This window comes from Achromobacter sp. SIMBA_011, assembly GCF_046535435.1.
Classification (GTDB): Bacteria; Pseudomonadota; Gammaproteobacteria; order Burkholderiales; family Burkholderiaceae_B; genus Achromobacter; species Achromobacter dolens.
This window is the reverse complement of record NZ_JAWRWN010000001.1, coordinates 1054185-1073260: the sequence shown is the minus strand read 5'-3', so window position 1 is coordinate 1073260 and position 19076 is coordinate 1054185. Positions and strand designations below refer to the sequence as shown.

The 19076-nt window shown below is 68.6% G+C and carries 15 protein-coding genes; 12 read left to right on the top strand and 3 right to left on the bottom strand.

Annotated features, from left to right (window positions below; translation table 11 throughout):
- Positions 1-138 precede the first annotated feature (138 nt).
- Entirely contained in the window at positions 139-1338 is a 1200-nt protein-coding gene (gene kch, locus SB816_RS05015; RefSeq protein ID WP_395757844.1) for a voltage-gated potassium channel protein, read from the top strand.
- Positions 1339-1401: 63 nt separating this feature from the next.
- Here the strand turns inward: kch and SB816_RS05010 are convergent, their stop codons facing one another.
- Positions 1402-2985 carry an EAL domain-containing protein gene (locus tag SB816_RS05010; protein ID WP_309600102.1) on the bottom strand — a complete coding sequence of 528 codons (1584 nt, stop codon included), beginning with the start codon at positions 2983-2985 and terminating at the stop codon, positions 1402-1404.
- Between the two features lie 140 nt (positions 2986-3125).
- Between SB816_RS05010 and SB816_RS05005 the strand changes: the two genes are divergently transcribed.
- The 3 genes from SB816_RS05005 (at position 3126) to SB816_RS04995 (ending at position 7076) form a co-directional block, all read left to right on the top strand.
- On the top strand, positions 3126-3638 hold the full coding sequence (locus tag SB816_RS05005) for a sigma-70 family RNA polymerase sigma factor (protein WP_054500629.1): 513 nt from the start codon (positions 3126-3128) through the stop codon (positions 3636-3638).
- Entirely contained in the window at positions 3635-4582 is a 948-nt protein-coding gene (locus SB816_RS05000; protein ID WP_116793806.1) for a FecR family protein, read from the top strand. The genes SB816_RS05005 and SB816_RS05000 overlap by 4 nt, the downstream gene beginning before the upstream one ends.
- 115 nt (positions 4583-4697) lie before the next feature.
- The gene (locus SB816_RS04995; protein WP_269872097.1) at positions 4698-7076 is read left to right on the top strand and encodes a TonB-dependent siderophore receptor; all 2379 of its coding nucleotides are present in this window, start codon (positions 4698-4700) and stop codon (positions 7074-7076) included.
- Positions 7077-7083: 7 nt separating this feature from the next.
- On the opposite strand, the gene SB816_RS04990 is transcribed toward SB816_RS04995, so the two are convergent.
- Positions 7084-7686 (bottom strand): TetR/AcrR family transcriptional regulator, encoded by a 603-nt coding sequence (locus SB816_RS04990; RefSeq protein WP_144655567.1) that lies wholly within the window; start codon positions 7684-7686, stop codon positions 7084-7086.
- A gap of 227 nt (positions 7687-7913) precedes the next feature.
- Here SB816_RS04990 and SB816_RS04985 point away from each other — a divergent pair, with 227 nt between their 5' ends.
- From SB816_RS04985 to phbB, 7 genes are read left to right on the top strand one after another with little or no spacing between them, the layout of a single operon-like run.
- A complete protein-coding gene (locus SB816_RS04985) occupies positions 7914-9434 on the top strand; it encodes a PHA/PHB synthase family protein (protein ID WP_410546579.1) in 1521 nt (506 codons plus the stop codon).
- A 2-nt stretch (positions 9435-9436) separates the two neighbouring features.
- Positions 9437-10930, top strand: coding sequence for an efflux transporter outer membrane subunit (locus SB816_RS04980; RefSeq protein WP_410546578.1), 1494 nt, complete (start codon positions 9437-9439; stop codon positions 10928-10930).
- Positions 10927-11994, top strand: coding sequence for an HlyD family secretion protein (locus SB816_RS04975; protein WP_054414947.1), 1068 nt, complete (start codon positions 10927-10929; stop codon positions 11992-11994). Before SB816_RS04980 ends, SB816_RS04975 begins: the two co-directional genes overlap by 4 nt.
- Positions 11994-14747 (top strand): ribosome-associated ATPase/putative transporter RbbA, encoded by a 2754-nt coding sequence (rbbA, locus tag SB816_RS04970; RefSeq protein ID WP_410546577.1) that lies wholly within the window; start codon positions 11994-11996, stop codon positions 14745-14747. The genes SB816_RS04975 and rbbA overlap by 1 nt, the downstream gene beginning before the upstream one ends.
- 3 nt (positions 14748-14750) lie before the next feature.
- Positions 14751-15878 carry an ABC transporter permease gene (locus SB816_RS04965; protein ID WP_054500622.1) on the top strand — a complete coding sequence of 376 codons (1128 nt, stop codon included), beginning with the start codon at positions 14751-14753 and terminating at the stop codon, positions 15876-15878.
- A 44-nt stretch (positions 15879-15922) separates the two neighbouring features.
- Positions 15923-16396 (top strand): hypothetical protein, encoded by a 474-nt coding sequence (locus SB816_RS04960; protein WP_054500621.1) that lies wholly within the window; start codon positions 15923-15925, stop codon positions 16394-16396.
- Positions 16386-17132 (top strand): acetoacetyl-CoA reductase, encoded by a 747-nt coding sequence (gene phbB, locus SB816_RS04955; protein ID WP_054500620.1) that lies wholly within the window; start codon positions 16386-16388, stop codon positions 17130-17132. The genes SB816_RS04960 and phbB overlap by 11 nt, the downstream gene beginning before the upstream one ends.
- A gap of 116 nt (positions 17133-17248) precedes the next feature.
- Here phbB and SB816_RS04950 read toward each other — a convergent pair whose 3' ends face one another.
- Positions 17249-18160, bottom strand: a complete 912-nt coding sequence (locus SB816_RS04950) for a LysR family transcriptional regulator (RefSeq protein ID WP_054500619.1) — start codon at positions 18158-18160, stop codon at positions 17249-17251.
- Positions 18161-18297: 137 nt separating this feature from the next.
- Between SB816_RS04950 and SB816_RS04945 the strand changes: the two genes are divergently transcribed.
- Complete coding sequence (locus SB816_RS04945; RefSeq protein WP_054500618.1) at positions 18298-19035, top strand: SDR family NAD(P)-dependent oxidoreductase; 738 nt, start codon at positions 18298-18300, stop codon at positions 19033-19035.
- Positions 19036-19076 lie beyond the last annotated feature (41 nt).

The following is a 19076-nucleotide window of genomic DNA, read 5'->3' as shown; positions in this document are numbered from 1 at the left end:
TGATGAACGAAGTTTAGGACGTCGGCCGCAATTCAAGTAATTCTTTGTTGATAGCCTTCTATACATATTGGATATAGCGAGCCCCGCGCCCGGGCCGATAGAATGCCGTCAAAGGACGCCCCCGCCATGCCCCCTCTGCTGACCCGCGCCGCGCGCAGATTGCGCCGCACCATCGCCCTCGTTCCGCCCAACTGGTGCCTCGCCATCCTGGTGGCGCTGGATGGATATGCCTTCATGCATCCGGTGCTGCGCGAAGTGCGCGCCCGCGAGTATTCCTTCTGGCTCGCGCTCGACAACTGGCATGACGTCATGCGGGTAGTCGGCCTGCTGGAGATCCCGCGGCTGGTGCTGGGCGTGGGCCTGCAGATCATCGCGCTCGGACTGATCCTGAAGGCGCGCATCGCCTGGGCGTTCTCGCTGGTGCTGCTGATCGGCATCGGCACCTTCGCCATCCTGGGCCACGACGGCCGAGCCGGGCTGGGCATCTATACGCTGGTGCTGGTGGTCGCGCTGATCGCGTACTGGCGCCGCTTCGACCGCGCCAGCGTCACCGCGGGCTCGCTGTTCGCGCTGGTCAGCATGGTGTCGCTGCTGATCTACGCGGTCTTCGGCACGCTCTACATGGGCGAGGAATTCAATCCGCCTATCAGGGACGCGGCCACCGCCCTGTACTTCTCGATCGTCTCGATGTCGACGGTGGGCTATGGCGACATCACGCCGCACAGCAACGCGGCGCGGCTGTTCACCGCGTCGATTATCATCCTTGGCATCACCGTCTTCGCCACCTCCATCAGCGCGATCGCCGGCCCGGTGATCGGCGGCAACCTGAAACGGCTGGTCAAGGGCCGGTTTTCCAACGCCATGAGAAAAAACCACATCATCATCGCCGGCGCCACTCCCCTGGCCATGAGCGTCTACGACGGCCTGCGCCGCCGAGGTGATGAGGTCACGGTCATCGTTCCATCCGGCACGCCGCAGGAATACCCGCCCGCCACCGACCTGATCGAAGGCGACCCGTCCAGCGTCGAGGTGCTGCGCAGCGCGGGCGTGGCCCGCGCGCGCTACGTGCTGGCGTTGCGCGAGGACGACGCCGAAAATGCCTTCATCGTGCTGGCCGCCAAGGAAGCCACCGGTGACCAGGGCGCCAAGACCGTGGCCCTGGTCAACACCAGCAAACACCTGGAGAAAATCCGCCGGGTGCAGCCGGACCTGGTGTTCTCGGTGCAATTGCTCGGCGCCGAGCTGCTCACTCGCGCCATCAATGGCGAGCCGCTGGACAGCCAGTCGATCACCGAACTGTTCTTCGCCAAAGCCGCGCCGCAGGCCAAGGCCGGCTGAGGCCGCCCCTTGCGGCGAGGGCGCGGCTACAGGCCCGCCGCCCCTTGCGCGCTAGCCGCAACGTTAGACGTTGCCCGATAACGTGACGGGCGGCCGCGCCGCGTTCTCGGCATACCAACGGACGAAGTCGGCCGAGCGCATCGGCCGCGCAAACAGGTAGCCCTGGATGTATGCCACACCGCGCGCCGTCAGGTAGGTGAACTGCTCCGGCATCTCGACGCCTTCGGCCACCACCGCCAGGCCCAGCCGGTGCGACAGCGTGATGATCACGTCGAGCACGGGCGTTTCCTCGCCGCCGGGTTCAATCGCGTGCACGAATCCTTTGTCGATCTTGAGGTAATCGACCGGGAACTTCTGCAGGTACGACAGTGAACAATGCCCCGTGCCGAAATCGTCGATGGCCACGAAAACGCCCCGCTCGCGCAACGTGTCGATATTCCTTCGGGCCTGCCCGCCGTCCGAGATCAGGCTGCGTTCGGTGATCTCCAGCACGATCAGCGAAGGCCGGATGGCGCCGCGGAAAGCCTGCACATCCGCCACCAGCGACGGGCTGGAGAGATGCTCCGGCGCCACGTTCACGGCGACGTGAAAATCCGGCGGCGTGGTCCAGCCCTGCATGTCGCGCTGGATCAGCCTGAGCAGATGCTGCGTCAGCGGCACGATCATGTCGTCGGCCTCGGCCGCCGCGATGAAGATGTCGGGCCGCACCGGACCGACGCCCGGGCGGGTCCAGCGCATCAACGCCTCGACGCCCTCGCAACGGCCGCTGCGGTTACCGTACACCGGCTGGTATTCGACATGGAATTCGTCGGCCGCCATCGCGCGGCGCAGTTGCTCCTTGAATGATTGCCGGCTCACCTGCAGGCGATAGGCGCCGAACGCCAGCAACGCGCCGCACAGCAGGGCCACCGGCAGATAACCCACCAGCAACTGCTGCCAGGCCTCCACCACGGTTTCGGCCGGCGCCATCACCCTGACGACCAGGTCGCCGCGACCGGCGACCGGCTCGGCCGACTCGAACAAGCGCTCGACGGCGGCCCCGCCCCATGCGTCGTTGCGGATGGGCGCGCCGCCGCCCAACGTGACCTCCATCTGGTAAGCCCCCAGCGACGACACCGCGTTGAGCAGGTCTTGCACGTAGCGCCCGTCAACCACCACCACGCCGCCCCGGCCGTCCTCGCCGGCCATGCCCAGCAACAGGGCCGAACGGTCGGGCGCCAGCGGTGTGCCGGCCACGCTGACGAACCATTGCGTCGGCGGCGTGCCAACAGGCCAGCGGTGGAACGCGCCGGTCTCGTAGTCCACCTCGCCCAGGGCCGACGAGCAATAGATGTGTTCTTGCTTGACCAGCAACAGCGAGCGGAAATACGGATTGAGCGTGCCCCAGCGGTACAGGTCGGCGCGCGCGGTCTGGCAGGGCTGCGCCGACAGGGCCGTGACGCGCGGCAGGATATCGAGGGCGCGGGCCAGGATCTGCTCGGTCTGCACGCGCACGATCCGCCCCGCCGTGGCGGCTTCGGCGCGTTCGGTGCTCAACGCGTGCAGCCAGGTCCAGCCGATGCAGCCGAGCACGGGCAGCACCAGGGCCAGCGCCACCGGGAAATAGCGCCAGGACGGCACGCGGACCGTCATTCCTGAAGTGGGCACATCGTCCTCGCAACGTCAGTCATGGGGAGACGCAAGGATACAGGCAGGCGCGGCCCGGCGCGCGAGTGCGCCGCAATAGCTCGAATGGATGTTTTTCCCATATACTGAATGATACTTATTATTATCATTTGGTATGTCCCATGGGAAAGCCGTCCGCCTTCTCCGCCCTCGCTTCCCTGTATGTGGACTATCGCCCGTGGCTGGTGGATCGGCTGCGCTTTCGCCTGCGCAATCATGCCGACGCCGAAGACCTCGCCTCGGAAACCTTCCTGCAGGTCGCCTCGGTCCGAGAACCGGTTCCGATCGCCGAGCCCAAGGCCTACCTGTCCACCATCGCGCGACGTCTCCTGTTCCACTTCTGGCGGCGCCGCGAACTGGAGCAAGCCTATCTGCAATGGCTGACGCTGCACGCAGCCGACAGCGCCCCCTCGCCCGAGTCCCAGGCCCTGGCGGTGGAAACGCTGCTGCGCGTCGACACCATGCTGGCCGGCCTGCCGCCCGCCGTGCGCGCGGTGTTTCTGTACAGCCAGTTGGACGGCTTGACCTACGCCGAGATCGGCCTGCGCATGGGCCTGTCGGTACGCACAGTGCAGCGCCACTTCGCGCAGGCGCTGGAACGCTGCCTGCGGGTGCAACGCGAGGAACGCGCATGACCCGCGAAGCCGATCGCCAGGCAGTGCAATGGATGGTGCTGCTCAGTTCCGGCACCGCCAGCGCCGCCGACCACAGCCGCTTTCGGCAGTGGCGTGAGGCGGCGCCCGCGCATGCGGACGCATGGCAGGCGCTGCAGGCCGGCGTCGGCCAGCCGCTGCAGGCGCTACGCGCGGCCGGCCTGTCGGCCACGCCGGGCTCGGCCGTGCGCGACTTGCTGGCGCGCGGCCCGTCCCGCCGCCAGTTTCTGGGCAAGACACTGGCGCTAGCCGGGGTGGGCGTCGGTGGCGCGTGGCTCGGTGCCCGCCTCTGGCGGGATCGCGGCGACTGGCACACCGACACTGCACAGCGTCTGTCGATCTCGCTGGACGACGGCAGCCGGCTGGAGCTCGATGCCCGCAGCAAGATCCGGCTCGAATTCAGCCCCCAGGTACGGCGTGTGCGCTTGCTGCGGGGCGCGGTGGTCGCTGCCATCGCCCCTGATGCCCACCGTCCGTTCTGCGTCACCACCGACGATGGCAACGCCTGGGCCCGCGGAACCGAGTACATGGTACGCAAAGAAGCCGACCACAGTGTCGCGGCAGTGCTGGCGCACGAGATCCGCATCACCACCCGCGCCGGCCACCAACTCGACCTGGCCCAAGGCCAGGTGGCCCGCTATGACGCCAGCGGCATCCGCCCGCTGGCGGCGGAGCGCGCTGCCTCCCTGGCGGCATGGCGTGAGGGACGGCTCGAGGTCCTGGACGCGCCGCTGGCCGCGGTAGCCGATGCACTGCGGCCCTACATGCCCGGCGCGCTGCACCTTTCCGAACGCGCCGCCGTCCTGCGGGTGCAAGGCGTTTTTTCGCTCGATCGTCCGGAACAGGCCTGGGCGGCGCTGGCCGCGACCCTGCGACTCAAGATCACCCGCTATGGCGGCTGGCTGACGTGGGTCGATCAGGCATGACGCGGTTCCCCGCCGCGTTGAAAACAACTAATTACAAATTGCGTGTCCGGTTTTTCGCCGCCGATACACCTCCGGGTAAATCCACCCACTTGTGCTCTCCCGGAGATCCCCCGACATGCCCCGCCTCTCCCGCGCCAGTCTGCTCTTGACGGCCGCGTTGACCGCCCCCGCCGCCTTCGCGCAACCGGCGCGACTGGTCTACGACCTGCCTGCCGCGCCGTTAGCCACCACGCTCAACCGCATCGCGGTACAGAATGACCGCGTGCTGTCAGTGGACCCGGCGTTGATGCGGGGCCTGGACGCGCCCGCGCTGCATGGCAGCTATACGCTGGACGAGGCGCTGCGCCACGTGACCGCCGGTTCGGGACTGGAGCCCGTGGCACTGCCCGGCGGGGCGCTCACATTCAAGCGCAATGCACAGGCGGTGCCGATACTCACGCCGATCAGCGTCACCGGCGCCGCCGAGAACGCCTGGGGCCCGGTGCAGGGCTACGTGGCGCGTCGCAGCGCCACCGCGACCAAGACCGACACGCCTATCATCGAGACACCGCAGTCGATCTCGGTCATCACCGCGGACCGCTACAACACGCTGGGCGCCACCAACATCAAGGACGCCCTGGCCTACACGCCCGGCGTCTCCACCACGACCTATGGCTCGGACTCGCGCTACGACTGGGTGTCGCTGCGCGGCTTCGACGCGTATACGCCCGGCTTCTACCTGGACGGGCTGCCCTTGCGCAACAACGGCAACTGGGGCATCTGGCAGACCGAAAACTACGGCGCGGAGCGCATCGAACTGCTGCGAGGACCGGCATCGGTGCTGTTCGGGCAGACGGGCCCCGGCGGCCTGATAAACGTGGTGAGCAAGCGCCCGCAGGAGGAGCCGCTGCGCGAGTTGCAGGCGCAGGTGGGCGACCATCAGCGCCGCCGCCTCGCCGCCGACTTCACCGGCCCGATGGATGAAGACGGCAAGTGGCTGTACCGTTTCGTCGGCATGGGCCTGGACTCCGAACTGCCTGCCCATGGCATCGACAACGACAGGCTGTACCTGGCCCCATCGCTGACCTGGCGGCCGTCGACGGACACCACCCTGACGTTGCTGACGCAGTACGCGACCAAGCGCGGCGGCACCTACACGCGGGCCCGCCCGGCCGTAGGCTCGCTGGTGCCGACGCCGGCCGGCACGCACATCCCGGCATCGCTGTTCGTCGGCGAACCCGGCTATGACTACTTCAACCAGACCCAGTGGATGGCCGGCTACGAATTGGAACACCGCGTCAGCGATGCGCTGACGCTGCGCCAGAACCTGCGCTACGGCCACCTGGACCTCGATTATTCGGCGGTGCAAGCCAGCGGCTATGCCAGCGTCAATGACGACGTCACGGATCCTGCCAACTACCAGGTGTTGCGGCGCTCGGCGTTCGGCAGCCGCGAACATATCGCCAGCTTCAACGTGGACAACCAGGTCCAGACCGACCTGAGTCTGGGCAATTGGCACCACCGCATCCTGGTGGGCGTGGACTACCAGCGCAACCGCATCGACCAGGTCAGCTTCAGCGGTGGCAAGGCGCCCCCGCTGGACATCAACGACCCGAAGTACCGCCAGGGGCCGATCACGCGCGCCAAGCCCTGGATGGATGCGGACCTGACGCTGGCGCAGACGGGGGTGTACCTGCAGGATCAGATCAAATGGAACGAGCGCTGGGTCGCCACCCTGGGCGGCCGCTATGACAGCGCCGACAACAAGCTGCGGGACCGCCAGGACGGCACCACCACCCGCATCAGCAGCCACAAGTTCACCAGCCGCGCCGGCCTGGTCTACGTGGATCCGACCGGCTGGGCGCCGTACGTCAGCTATGGCGAGTCCTTCATTCCCACCGCCACCGTCGACTCCTCGCAGCGCAAGCCATTCAAGCCGGAGACCAGCCGCCAGTACGAGGCCGGACTGCGCTACCAGCCTCCCGGCACCAAGGACAGCTACAGCGTGGCGGCGTTCGACCTGCGGCGCCGCAACTACATTACCTACGACGCCGACTCCATTCCCCGGCAAACCGGCGAGGTCACGGTGCGTGGCGTCGAATTCGAGGCCACCGTGCAGCCGATTCCGCGCCTGAACGTGATCGCCGCGTATTCGTGGACACCCAAAGCCGCGGTCACGGCCAGCAGCAACCCCGATGAAATCGGCAGGCAGGCCACCGCCGTGCCGCGGAACCGGGCCTCGCTGTGGGTCGACTACCGCTTCGAATCGCGTATCAAGGTAGGTGTGGGCGCGCGCTTCACCGGCGCCAACTATGGTGATGGCAGCCTGGCCCCCAAACAGGTGCCGTCGTTCGTGCTGTTCGACGCAATGATCGGCTATGACATCGACCGCTGGAGCCTGGCGCTGAACGCTCGCAACCTGACCAACAAGACCTATTTCGCCAACTGCGGCTACGGCAATTGCTATTACGGCGATCCTCGCACCGTAATCGCCACCGCCAGCTACCGTTGGTAGTGACGGGCTACAGCAGGTCGCAGATCAGCGCCACATGCGCCTCGCGCCGCTGCGGCAGGTTGAGGCGTTCATCCGGTCCCAGCAGGATCGCCATGAAGATGGCGTGGACCACCGGCGACAACAGCAGCCACGGGTGCCGCAACGCGGCGCCGTCGCCGCACAGGCCGCGCGCGCGGGCCAGTTCCAGCAATTGCGCGATGTCGGCCTGGTGCGCATCGGCGGTCTGTTCGCGCCAGCGGCGCGCCAGGTGCGGCACGCGCAGGCTTTCGGCCAGCAGCAGGCGCATGGCGGCGATCATGGCGGGGTTGGCGAGGCTGGCGTAGAGATGGTTGACGAGCCGCTCGGCCAGGTGGCGGGGGCTGGCCGAGCCTTCGACCAGGGCGCGGGCGTCGAGACGGGGCGGACAGAGGTAGCGCGCCAGCAGCGCCTCGAAGACCTCTTCCTTGCTGGCGAAGTGCGCATACAGGCCTCCCTTGGACAACCCCGCGCGCAAGGCGATGTCATCCATGCGGGCGCCGGCATAGCCGGCGGCCGAGAACTCCTGCAGCGCGGCGTCGAGGATCTGCCCGACGCGCACGGTCGGAGGGAGACGCAGACGTTGCGTGCTCATTACCACTGCTCCCTGTGCGAATTGGCGCGCGGACGCACCGCCGGCCAACCGCTCCATTAAAAACCGACCGGTCAGTCGTTAGCTTGATCCTGATCAAGGATTGATCAGACCAGCGGCGGCACAATGGTTCCGAAGTCGGATTTGTCCGACGCCAGGCCACAAGCCCGGTTGCGCGACGATCCGTCCCCACGCGAGGCAATCCCGCCCCCGTGCGCCCCGGAGCCCTCATGCCGATCACGCCCCCGCCAGCCCCCCAGCAGAATGCGGCGCACGCAGGCCGGTTCGATGACGACGCCTGGCGGCAGTGGCCCTTTGCGCTGTGGTGCCAGGGCTTCATGCAGGCCGAGCAGGGCTGGGACACGTTTGCCCGCGCCCTGCCCCTGGCCGATCCGCACCAGCGCGCGCTGGCGGCCTTCGCCGCGCGCCAGTGGCTGGAACCGCTGGCGCCCGACAACAATCCCTATACCAACCCCCTGGTGTGGCGCCAGACGCTGGAGGAAAGCGGCGCCAACCTGCTGCGCGGCGCCTGCCACGCCTGGGAGGACGGCCTGCGCCAGTGGGCCGGGCTGCCGCCCGCCGGCGCCGAACACTTCCGCCCTGGCCACGAGGTTGCCGCCACCCCAGGCAAGGTGGTGCTGCGCAATCACCTGGCCGAACTGATCCAGTACCGGCCCACGACCGGCCGGGTGCGGCCCGAGCCGATCCTCATCGTGCCGGCCTGGATCATGAAGTACTACGTGCTCGATCTGTCGCCCCACAACTCGCTGATCCGCTATCTGGTCGGCCAGGGCTACACGGTGTTCTGCGTGTCATGGAAGAACCCCACCGCGGCCGATCGCGATCTGGGCCTGGAGGATTACCTGCGCCTGGGCGTGCGCGAACCGCTGGCGGCGATCGAGGCCATCGTGCCCGGCGCCAGGGTACACGCGGCGGGCTATTGCCTGGGCGGCACCCTGCTCGCCATGGCCGCCAGCGCCATGGCGCGCGACGGCGACCGCCGCCTGGCCAGCCTGAGCCTGCTGGCGGCACAGACCGACTTCAGCGAACCCGGCGAGCTGGGCCTGTTCATCGATGCCTTCCAGGTTGCGCTGATGGAGGCCGAAATGACGGCGCTGGGCTATTTCCCGGCGCGCCAGATGAGCGGCGCGTTCCAACTGTTGCGCGCACGCCAGTTGGTGTGGTCGCGCATGACCAGCGAATACCTGCTGGGCCAGCGCAGCCCCATGACCGACCTGCAGGCCTGGAACGCCGACGCCACCCGCATGCCAGCGCGCATGCACGGCCAGTACCTGCGCCACCTGTACCTGGACAACGACCTGGCCGCCGGCCGCTTCGCCGTGGACGGCCGTCCGGTGCGATTGAAGGACCTGAGCCTGCCGATCTTCTGCGTCGGCACCGAGACGGACCATGTGGCGCCGTGGCGTTCGGTCTACAAGCTGCACGGCCTGTCGCCGGCCCCGCTGACGTTCGTGCTGACCAGCGGCGGCCACAACGCCGGCATCGTCAGCGAACCGGGCCATCCGCGGCGGCGCTTTCGCAGCCTGCTGCGCGCGGCGGGACAGCCGGCGCTGACCCCGGAGGCCTGGCTGGCGGCGGCCACGCCCCATGAAGGCTCGTGGTGGCCGCACTGGCGCGGCTGGCTCGACGCGCTGTCCGGCCAGCCGGTCCGCCCCCCCGCCCTGGGCGCCGCGCGCAAAGGCTATCCCGCGCTGGACGACGCGCCCGGCGCTTATGTGATGGAGAAATGAGCATGACCCGCCGCTCCCTTTCGCGATGGCGCGCCGCCCGGCTGGCGCCGGCCGCCCTGGCCGTGCTGCTGGCGCAGGGCTGCGTGTCGATGGCGCCGCAATACGCGCGGCCCGCGGCGCCGGTGGCCGCCACCTACCCCGATCAGGCAGCCACGGCCGGCGGCGCGGCGCTGAGCGCGGCCCGGATCGACTGGCGCGGCTACTTCACCGACCCCGTGCTGCAAGGGCTGATCGGCGACGCCCTGGCGCACAACCGCGACCTGCGCGTGGCCCTGCTGCGCGTCGAGGAGGCGCGCGCGCTCTATGGCATTCAACGCGCCGACCAGTTTCCCACCATCGGCCTGCGCGCGGACGGCACCCGCGCCCGCACCCCGGGCGACCTGAACGTCACCGGCCAGCCGCAAGTGGCCAGCCAATACCAGGCCGGCGTCGGCATGGCGGCATGGGAGCTGGACTTCTGGGGCCGCGTGCGCAGCCTCAAGGACGCCGCGCTGGAGAACTACCTGGCGTCCGACGCCGCCGCCGAAGCCGCCACGCTGACCCTGATCGCGCAGGTTGCCGACAGCTATCTGTCGCTGCGCGAACTGGATGAGCGACTGGCGCTGACGCGCGCGACGATCGCCTCCCGCGAGGAGTCGCTGCGCATATTCCGCCGGCGCTACGAAGTCGGCTCGATCTCGAAGCTGGACCTGACGCAGGTCGAGACGCTGTGGCAGCAGGCCCGGGCGCTGGGCGCCGATCTGGAACAGGCCCGCGCCACCCAGGCCCACGCGCTGGAACTGCTGACCGGCCGGCCCCTGACGCTGCCGTTGCCGCGCGCCGGCCTGGACGACGACAGCGTCATGCGCGACCTGCCGGCGGGACTGCCGTCCGACCTGCTGACCAACCGGCCCGACATCGTCGCCGCCGAACACCAACTGCGCGCGGCCAACGCCAACATCGGCGCGGCCCGCGCCGCCTTCTTTCCGCGCATCACGCTGACCGGCGCGTTCGGCACCGCCAGCGCCGAGCTGGATGGCCTGTTCGGCAGCGGCAGCCGCGCCTGGAATTTCGCGCCCAGCATCGACCTGCCGATCTTCGACGCCAGACGCCGCGGCGCCAATCTCGACCTGGCCGAAGTCCGGCGCGATCAGGCCGTGGCCAGCTACGAGCGCGCCATCCAGGGCGCCTTCAAGGACGTTGCCGACGCCCTGTCGGCGCGCCGGTGGCTGGCCGAACAGGTCCAGGTATTGCGCGCCACCGTGGACGCGCAGGCCGAACGCGCGCGCCTGGCCAAGCTGCGCTACGACCACGGCGCCTCGCCCTATCTGGAGGTCCTGGACGCGCAGCGCGACCTGCTGGCCGCGCAGCAGACGCTGGTGCAGACCCGCCGCGCGCTGCTGTCTGCCCGTGTCGGCCTGTATGCCGCGCTGGGCGGCGGCACGCAGGCGCGCGCCGCCGCCCAGCCCGCGACCCCGCCTGGCCCCCTGCCGCTCAACACAGGATCCGCATCATGAAGTTGCCCACCCGAAAACTGATTCCCCTGCTCGCGATCGTAGCCGTGGCTGCCGCCGGCTACTACGGCTGGCGCCTGCTGTCCGACACCGGCCCCGGCGCGGGCTTCGTCAGCGGCAATGGCCGCATCGAGGCCACCGAGGTCGACGTCGCCACCAAGCTGGCCGGACGGGTCCAGGACGTGCTGGTGGCCGAGGGCGATTTCGTCAGCGCCGGCCAGCCGCTGGCCCGCATGCAGATCGACACGCTGCAGGCCCAGCGCGAGGAAGCGCGCGCCCAACACCAGCAGGCCATCAACAACGCCGCCAGCGCCAGCGCCCAGATCGCGCAGCGCGAGAGCGACAAGCTGGCCGCCGAGGCCGTGGTGGCGCAGCGCGAAAGCGAGCTGGACGCCGCGCGCCGGCGCCTGGCGCGCTCCGAGACCCTGTCCAGGGAGGGCGCCTCGTCGATCCAGGAACTGGATGACGACCGCGCCCGCATGCGCAGCGCGCAGGCCGCCGTCAACGCCGCGCGCGCCCAGGTCAAGGCGGCGCAGGCGGCCATCGACGCCGCCAAGGCGGCGCAGGTGGGCGCCCAGTCGGCGGTCAACGCGGCGCTGGCCACCATCGCCCGCATCGAGGCCGACATCGCCGACAGCGAACTGCGCGCCCCGCGCGACGGCCGGGTGCAGTACCGCGTGGCGCAGGCCGGCGAAGTGCTGGGCGCGGGCGGCAAGGTGCTGAACATGGTCGACCTGGCCGATGTCTACATGACCTTCTTCCTGCCGGAACAGGCGGCCGGCCGCGTCGCGCTGGGCCAGGACGTGCGCATCGTGCTGGACGCGGCGCCGCAGTACGTGATTCCCGCCAAGGTGTCGTTCGTGGCCAGCACCGCGCAGTTCACCCCCAAGACCGTCGAGACCGCCACCGAGCGGCAGAAGCTGATGTTCCGCGTCAAGGCGCAGATCGCTCCCGAACTGCTGCGCCAGCACCTGCAACAGGTCAAGACCGGCCTGCCCGGCGTGGCCTGGCTGAAACTGGATGCCGACGCGCAGTGGCCCGCCAACCTTGAAGTCAAGGTGCCGTGATGGCCGCGACCACGACGGCCTCCCCCGCTCCGGTGGTCAAGCTGTCGGGGGTATCGCTGCGCTACGGCAAGACGCTGGCGCTGGACGCCATTTCGCTGGACATCCCCGCCGGCCGCATGGTCGGCCTGATCGGCCCGGACGGCGTGGGCAAGTCGAGCCTGCTGGCGCTGATCGCGGGATCGCGCGCGGTGCAGGAAGGCGCCGTCGAGGTGCTGGGCGGCGACATGGCCGACAAGCGCCACCGCGATGACGTCTGCCCGCGCATCGCCTACATGCCGCAAGGCCTGGGCAAGAATCTCTACCCCACCCTGTCGGTGGAGGAGAACCTGCAATTCTCCGGCCGCCTGTTCGGCCATGGGGAGGCCGAGCGCCGCCGCCGCATCGACAGCCTGACGCGCAGCACCGGCATGGCGGCGTTCCTGTCGCGCCCGGCGGGCAAGCTGTCCGGCGGCATGAAGCAGAAGCTGGGCCTGTGCTGCGCGCTGATCCACGACCCCGACCTGTTGATCCTGGACGAACCCACCACCGGCGTCGACCCGCTGGCGCGGGCCCAGTTCTGGGACCTGATCAATCAGATCCGGCGCGAACGCCCGGGCATGAGCGTGATTGTCGCCACCGCCTACATGGACGAGGCGCAACGCTTCGACTGGCTCATCGCCATGGACGACGGCCGGGTGCTGGCCACCGGCACGCCCGACGAACTGCGCCAGCGAACCGGGGCCGACTCGCTGGAGGCCGCCTTCATCGCGCTGCTGCCCGAAGAGAAGCGGCGCGGGCACAAGCCCGTCGAGATCACGCCGCTGGCGCTGGGCGATGACGCGCCCATCGCCATCGAGGCGCGCGACCTGACCATGCGCTTCGGTGATTTCGTCGCCGTGGACCATGTCAACTTCCGCATCCGCAAGGGCGAGATCTTCGGTTTTCTGGGCTCCAACGGCTGCGGCAAGTCCACCACCATGAAGATGCTGACCGGCCTGTTGCCGGCCAGCGAAGGCCAGGCCTGGCTGTTCGGCGCAGAAGTCGATCCGCGCAACCTCGACACGCGCCGCCGGGTCGGCTACATGTCGCAGGCGTTTTCGCTGTACGGCGAGCTGACCGTGCGCCAGAACCTGGTGCTGCACGCGCGCCTGTTCCACGTGCCCGAAGCGGACATCCCCGGCCGCGTGGACGAAATGGTGGCGCGCTTCGAGCTGGGCGAAGCGCTGGACGATCTGCCCGAGAAGCTGCCGATGGGCGTGCGCCAGCGCCTGTCGCTGGCGGTAGCCATGGTGCACAAGCCCGAGCTGCTGATCCTGGACGAGCCGACCTCGGGCGTGGACCCGGTGGCGCGCGACAACTTCTGGCGCCTGCTGATCGCGCTGGCGCGGCAGGACCAGGTCACCATCTTCATCTCGACCCATTTCATGAACGAGGCGCAGCGCTGCGACCGCATGTCGCTGATGCACGCCGGCAAGGTGCTGGTGAGCGCCGCCCCCGACGAAATCACCCGGATGCGCGGCGCGAAGACGCTGGAGGAAGCCTTCATCGCCTACCTGATCGACGCGGGCGCGGGCACCGCGCCCGACGCGTCGCCGGCGATCGAACAGGCGCCCGTCGCGCAAGCGCCGGAACCGGTGCACGCGCCGCGCGGCTTCAGCCTGCAGCGCATGTTCAGCTACATGTGGCGCGAGGCGCTGGAACTGCGCCGCGATCCGGTGCGCGCCACGCTGGCGCTGGCCGGCTCGCTGCTGCTGATGTTCGTGATCGGCTTTGGCATCAGCCTGGACGTGGAAGACCTGCGCTACGCGGTGATGGACCGTGACCAGACCGCGCTGAGCCAGAACTACAGCCTGAACCTGGCCGGCTCGCGCTACTTCATCGAGCAGCCGCCGATCACCAGCTACCAGGATATGGATGCGCGCATGCGCAGCGGCGAACTGTCGCTGGCGATCGAGATTCCGCAGGGTTTCGCGCGCGACGCCGCGCGCGGCCGCGATGCCCAGATCGGCGTCTGGATCGACGGCGCCATGCCGCAGCGCGCCGAGACCATCCGCGGCTACGTGCTGGGCATGCACCAGGGCTGGCTGCAACAGCAGGCGCGCGAACGGCTGGGCGCCGGCGCCACGCAGCAGGTCGGCATCGAGACGCGCTTTCGCTACAACCCCGACGTGCGCAGCCTGCCGGCCATGGTGCCGGCCGTGATCCCGCTGCTGTTGCTGATGATGCCGGCCATGCTGACCGCGCTGGCGGTGGTGCGCGAAAAGGAACTGGGTTCGATCATCAACCTGTACGTCACGCCGGTGACGCGGCTGGAATTCCTGCTGGGCAAGCAGGCGCCCTACGTGGCGCTGGCGATGCTGAACTTCCTGCTGATGACGCTGCTGGCAGTGACGCTGTTCGGCGTGCCGATCACCGGCAGCTTCCTCACGCTGCTGGCGGCCGCGCTGATCTACAACGTGGTGGCCACCGCCATCGGCCTGCTGGCCTCGACCTTCACCCGCAGCCAGATCGCGGCGCTGTTCTTCACCATGATCGGCACGCTGGTGCCGGCGGTGCAGTTCGCCGGCCTGCTCAACCCGGTGTCGTCGCTGGAAGGCGGCGGCAAGCTGATCGGGCAGGTCTACCCCGCCACCCACATGCTCACCATCAGCCGCGGCGTGTTCAGCAAGGCGCTGGATTTCTCCAACCTGCAGGGGTCGTTCTGGCCCCTGATCGTCGCGATCCCCGTGATCCTGGGCGCGTCGGTGCTGCTTCTGAGAAAGCAGGAGACCTGAACCATGCCGCGACATGCCGCCAATATTTTCCGCCTGGGCGTCAAGGAGCTGTGGAGCCTGGCGCGCGATCCGATGATGCTGGTCCTGATCTTCGTGTCGTTCACGCTGATGATCTACACCGCCGCCACCGCCGTGCCCGAGTCGCTGCACAACGCGGCCATCGCGGTCGTGGACGAGGACGTCTCGCCGCTGTCCGCGCGCATCACCTCGGCGTTCTACCCGCCGCACTTCACGCGACCGGCGATGGTCACCTCGGCCGAGGCCGACGCGGGCATGGACGCCGGGCGCTACACCTTCGTGGTCAACGTGCCGCCGAACTTCCAGCGCGACGTGCTGGCCGGCAGGCCGGCCGAGATCCAGTTGAACGTGGACGCCACCCGCATGAGCCAGGCGTTCACCGGCAGCAGTTACATCCAGCAGATCATTACCGACGAGATCAACGAATTCGTCAAGCGCTACCGCAAGCCGACCGAGCTGCCGGTGGACCTGGCGGTGCGCATGCGCTTCAACCCCAACCTGACGCAGGCCTGGTTCGGCAGCCTGATGGAGATCATCAACAACGTCACGATGCTGTCCATCATCCTGACCGGCGCGGCGCTGATCCGCGAGCGCGAGCATGGCACCATCGAGCACCTGCTGGTCATGCCGGTTACGCCGACCGAGATCATGCTGGCGAAAGTCTGGTCCATGGGGCTGGTCGTCCTGGTGTCGGCTGCGCTATCGTTGACATTCGTCGTGCGTGGCCTGCTGCAGGTGCCGGTCGAGGGATCGGTGGCGCTGTTCCTGGCCGGGGTGGCGCTGCACCTGTTCGCGACCACCTCCATGGGCATCTTCATGGCCACCCTCGCGCGCAGCATGCCGCAATTCGGCATGCTGCTGGTGCTGGTGCTGCTGCCGCTGCAGATGCTGTCCGGCGGCACCACGCCGCGCGAGAGCATGCCGGACTTCGTGCAGAACATCATGCTGGCCGCGCCCACCACCCATTTCGTGGAACTCGGCCAGGCAATTCTCTTTCGTGGCGCCGGCCTTGGCGTCGTATGGCAACCGTTCCTGGCGCTGGCGCTGATCGGCAGCGTCCTGTTCGCCTTCTCGTTGACCCGTTTCCGCAAGACCCTCAGCCAGATGGCGTGAGGCATGTGCATTCGTTGCCCCTTACCACTCTCTTAAAAGGACGCATGATGAAGAAGACAAACGCCCCCACGCCCCCGGACCTCGCTGGCGCCTACGCCGCCTATTGCCAACGACTGGGCGAACTGGCGCGCGAAAGCCAGCAGCGCTGGCTGCAACTGGGCCAGCGCCTGGCCAGTGACGGCACCGGCCAGTACCTGTCGACGCTGGCGCCGCTCAAGCTCGACGGCAACTGGCAGAACATCGCCCCGGCGCTGGGCGAGGTCACGCGCAAGCAATGGCAGTGCCAGCTCGAAGCCAGTCAGGCCATCACCCACGCCGCGCTGGAAGACCAGGCGGCGATGGCCGCCGGCGTCAGCGAAGCCGTGAGCGGCTGGCTGCGCAACGCCTCGGCCGCGGCCAGCGGCGGCCTGGCCGATTCGCCGTTGACGCGCATGTGGTCGTCGTATTGCGACCAGATGACCTCGGCCTGCTCGGCCATGCGCGAGGCCAGCCAGTTTGGAGCGCGCCATGGCGACTAAACGCACCGCGCTCATCACCGGCGGCGCCGGGTGCCTGGGCCGCGCCATCGCCCGGGCCCTGCTCGATGCCGGCCACGACGTCATCGTCACGTGCCACTCCAGCGAAGCGGCCACGCGCGAATGGCTCGACGAGGAGGCGGCCGCAGGCCGCCGCTACGACATGGCCAAGGTCGACGTGGCCGACTACGACTCGTGCCAGGCGTTGGCCCGGCGCCTGGCGGACGAGGGCCGCCAGATCGACATCCTGGTCAACAACGCCGGCATCACCCGCGACGCCAGCCTGCGCAAGATGAGCTACGCGGACTGGAACGACGTGCTGCGCAGCAATCTCGATTCGATGTTCAACATGACGCAACCGCTGTGCGGGCCGATGGCCGACCGTGGCTGGGGACGCATCGTCAACATCTCATCGGTGAACGGATCCAAGGGCGCCTTCGGGCAGACCAACTACGCCGCCTCGAAGGCCGGCATCCACGGCTTCACCAAGTCGTTGGCGCTGGAGCTGGCCAGGAAAGGCGTCACGGTCAACACCGTGTCGCCGGGCTACCTGGCCACGCGCATGGTCGAGGCGGTGCCGCAGGAGGTGCTCAAGGAGAAGATCCTGCCGCAGATTCCGCTGGGCCGGCTGGGCCAGCCCGACGAGATCGCCGCGCTGGTGGCGTTCATCTGCAGCGACGCGGCGGCGTTCATGACCGGCAGCAATGTCGCCATGAACGGCGGGCAGCACATGTACTGACGCCTCCGCCACGGATGGCCGCATCGCCCCCCTGGACGAGGTCGATGCGGCCATCCGCCAGATGCCGGTCCAGCGCCAGGCTCGGGGACATGGGCGCCTGATCCGCGGCGCGGCGGCTAGCGTCGCAGGCGCTCCAGCAGGAAGTCGGCAAATGTCCTCACCCGCAACGACACATGGCGCACGTGCGGGTAGAGCAAAGTGAATGGCCGCGTGGCGCCGCCAAAGCGCGGCAACACCTCCACCAGATCGCCGCGCCGCAGATCCTCCTGCACGGTGAAGCGGTACGCCTGGAACAACCCCGCGCCATGGCGCGCCAAACTGACGCCGCCCAGCACATCGCCCGAGCAACTGGTGCCGCCATGGGTCGGCACGTCGATCTGCCGGCCGTCACGCATGAATATCCATGGGATGTTGCGACCGGTGCTGGGCAACTCGAACTGGATGCAGTCGTGCCCGTCGAGATCCTCCAGGGTGCGCGGCGTGCCCGCGCGCCGCAGATAGCCCGGGGCCGCCACCAGCACCAGTTCCGCGTCTTCCAGCTTGCGCGCCACCAGATTCGAGTCCGGCGGCAGCCGGCCGCGAATGGCAAGGTCGTAGCCTTCTTCGGCGAAGTCGACATTGCGGTTGCTGATGTGCACATCGACCTGCACCTGCGGGTACCGCTGGCGGAACTCGCCCAGCAATGGCAGCACGCGGTGATGGGCATACGGCGTGGGCATGCTGATGCGCAGCTTGCCCGCGGGCTCGGCCTGCTGCCCGGTGACCTCGCGTTCGGCCTCGGTCAGCAACGCCAGGGCAGAACGGCACTGCTCCATGTAGCGCAGGCCCGCCGCGGTCAGGCGGATCTGGCGTGTGGTGCGCACGAACAGGCGGACGCCGAGGCGCTCTTCCAGCCGCGACACCGAGCGGCTGACGGCGGCCGGCGTCACGCCGGCCGCATTGGCGGCGGCGGTAAAGCTCTGCAGTTCGGCTGCCAGGCAGAACAGCTCCACGCTGCCGAGCATCAGGTCTTCGAAGCGACGTTGCATGAATGGCGTCCTGGCTGGCCTGGCGGAGCCCGCCAGACTCATTACATGATGTATGCATAGATTTGATCTTTGAGGTGTTTATCACGTTTCGGGTCATAAGTAGAGTGGCGCTACCCCTTCTTATCCGGAGTCCAGACATGACCCATCCCGCCAAAACCATCATCGTGACCGGCGCCTCCAGCGGCATCGGCCTGGCCATTGCCCGCGCCTACCTGGAGCGCGGCGACAATGTCGTCGGCAATGCCCGCGGCGCCGAGCGCCTGGCCCAGGCAGCGCGCCAACTGGGCAATCCGCCTCGCTTCATCGGCGTGCCCGGCGACATCGGCGATCCCGACACCGCGCGCGCCCTGTTCGAACGCGCTACGCAGGCCTTCGGCAAGGTCGACGTGCTGGTCAACAACGCCGGCATCTTCATCGCCAAGCCGGTGGGCGACTACACCGCCGACGACGTCGACCAATTGTTCAGCACCAACCTCAAGGGCTTCTTCTATCCGTCGCAACTGGCAGCGGCGCATATGGCCGCCCATGGCGGCGGGCACATCGTCAACATCACCGCCAGCATCGCCATGCAACCGCTGCAACAAGTGCCCGCGCTGCTTCCCGTCCTGGTCAAGGGCGGCCTGAACCAGGCCACCAAGGCACTGGCCCTGGAATTGGCGCCGCACCGCGTCCGGGTCAACGCGGTGGCCCCGGGTATCATCCAAACGCCGATGCATGAAAACGGCGACGCGGATTTCCTGGACCGGCTTTCGCCCTCCGGGCGGCGCGGCGACACCGGGGACGTGGTCGATGCGGTGCTGTACCTGACCGAGTCGTCATTCACCTCGGGGGCCGTGATCCCCGTCGATGGCGGAGCCACTGCCGGCCGGTGGTAATCCGCAAGGCAACGCCTTTTGGCCGGCGCGCGCGCCGGCTG

What these genes read in the sequence shown, in the direction of transcription:
- SB816_RS04980 (WP_410546578.1), top strand. Translation starts at nt 9,437, where the DNA reads ATGACCCGCCGCTCCCTTTCGCGATGGCGCGCCGCCCGGCTGGCGCCG.
- SB816_RS04965 (WP_054500622.1), top strand. Translation starts at nt 14,751, where the DNA reads ATGCCGCGACATGCCGCCAATATTTTCCGCCTGGGCGTCAAGGAGCTG.
- SB816_RS05005 (WP_054500629.1), top strand. Translation starts at nt 3,126, where the DNA reads ATGGGAAAGCCGTCCGCCTTCTCCGCCCTCGCTTCCCTGTATGTGGAC.
- SB816_RS04990 (WP_144655567.1), bottom strand. Translation starts at nt 7,686, where the DNA reads ATGAGCACGCAACGTCTGCGTCTCCCTCCGACCGTGCGCGTCGGGCAG.
- phbB (WP_054500620.1), top strand. Translation starts at nt 16,386, where the DNA reads ATGGCGACTAAACGCACCGCGCTCATCACCGGCGGCGCCGGGTGCCTG.
- SB816_RS04960 (WP_054500621.1), top strand. Translation starts at nt 15,923, where the DNA reads ATGATGAAGAAGACAAACGCCCCCACGCCCCCGGACCTCGCTGGCGCC.
- SB816_RS04995 (WP_269872097.1), top strand. Translation starts at nt 4,698, where the DNA reads ATGCCCCGCCTCTCCCGCGCCAGTCTGCTCTTGACGGCCGCGTTGACC.
- SB816_RS04975 (WP_054414947.1), top strand. Translation starts at nt 10,927, where the DNA reads ATGAAGTTGCCCACCCGAAAACTGATTCCCCTGCTCGCGATCGTAGCC.
- SB816_RS05000 (WP_116793806.1), top strand. Translation starts at nt 3,635, where the DNA reads ATGACCCGCGAAGCCGATCGCCAGGCAGTGCAATGGATGGTGCTGCTC.
- SB816_RS04985 (WP_410546579.1), top strand. Translation starts at nt 7,914, where the DNA reads ATGCCGATCACGCCCCCGCCAGCCCCCCAGCAGAATGCGGCGCACGCA.
- SB816_RS04950 (WP_054500619.1), bottom strand. Translation starts at nt 18,160, where the DNA reads ATGCAACGTCGCTTCGAAGACCTGATGCTCGGCAGCGTGGAGCTGTTC.
- rbbA (WP_410546577.1), top strand. Translation starts at nt 11,994, where the DNA reads ATGGCCGCGACCACGACGGCCTCCCCCGCTCCGGTGGTCAAGCTGTCG.
- SB816_RS04945 (WP_054500618.1), top strand. Translation starts at nt 18,298, where the DNA reads ATGACCCATCCCGCCAAAACCATCATCGTGACCGGCGCCTCCAGCGGC.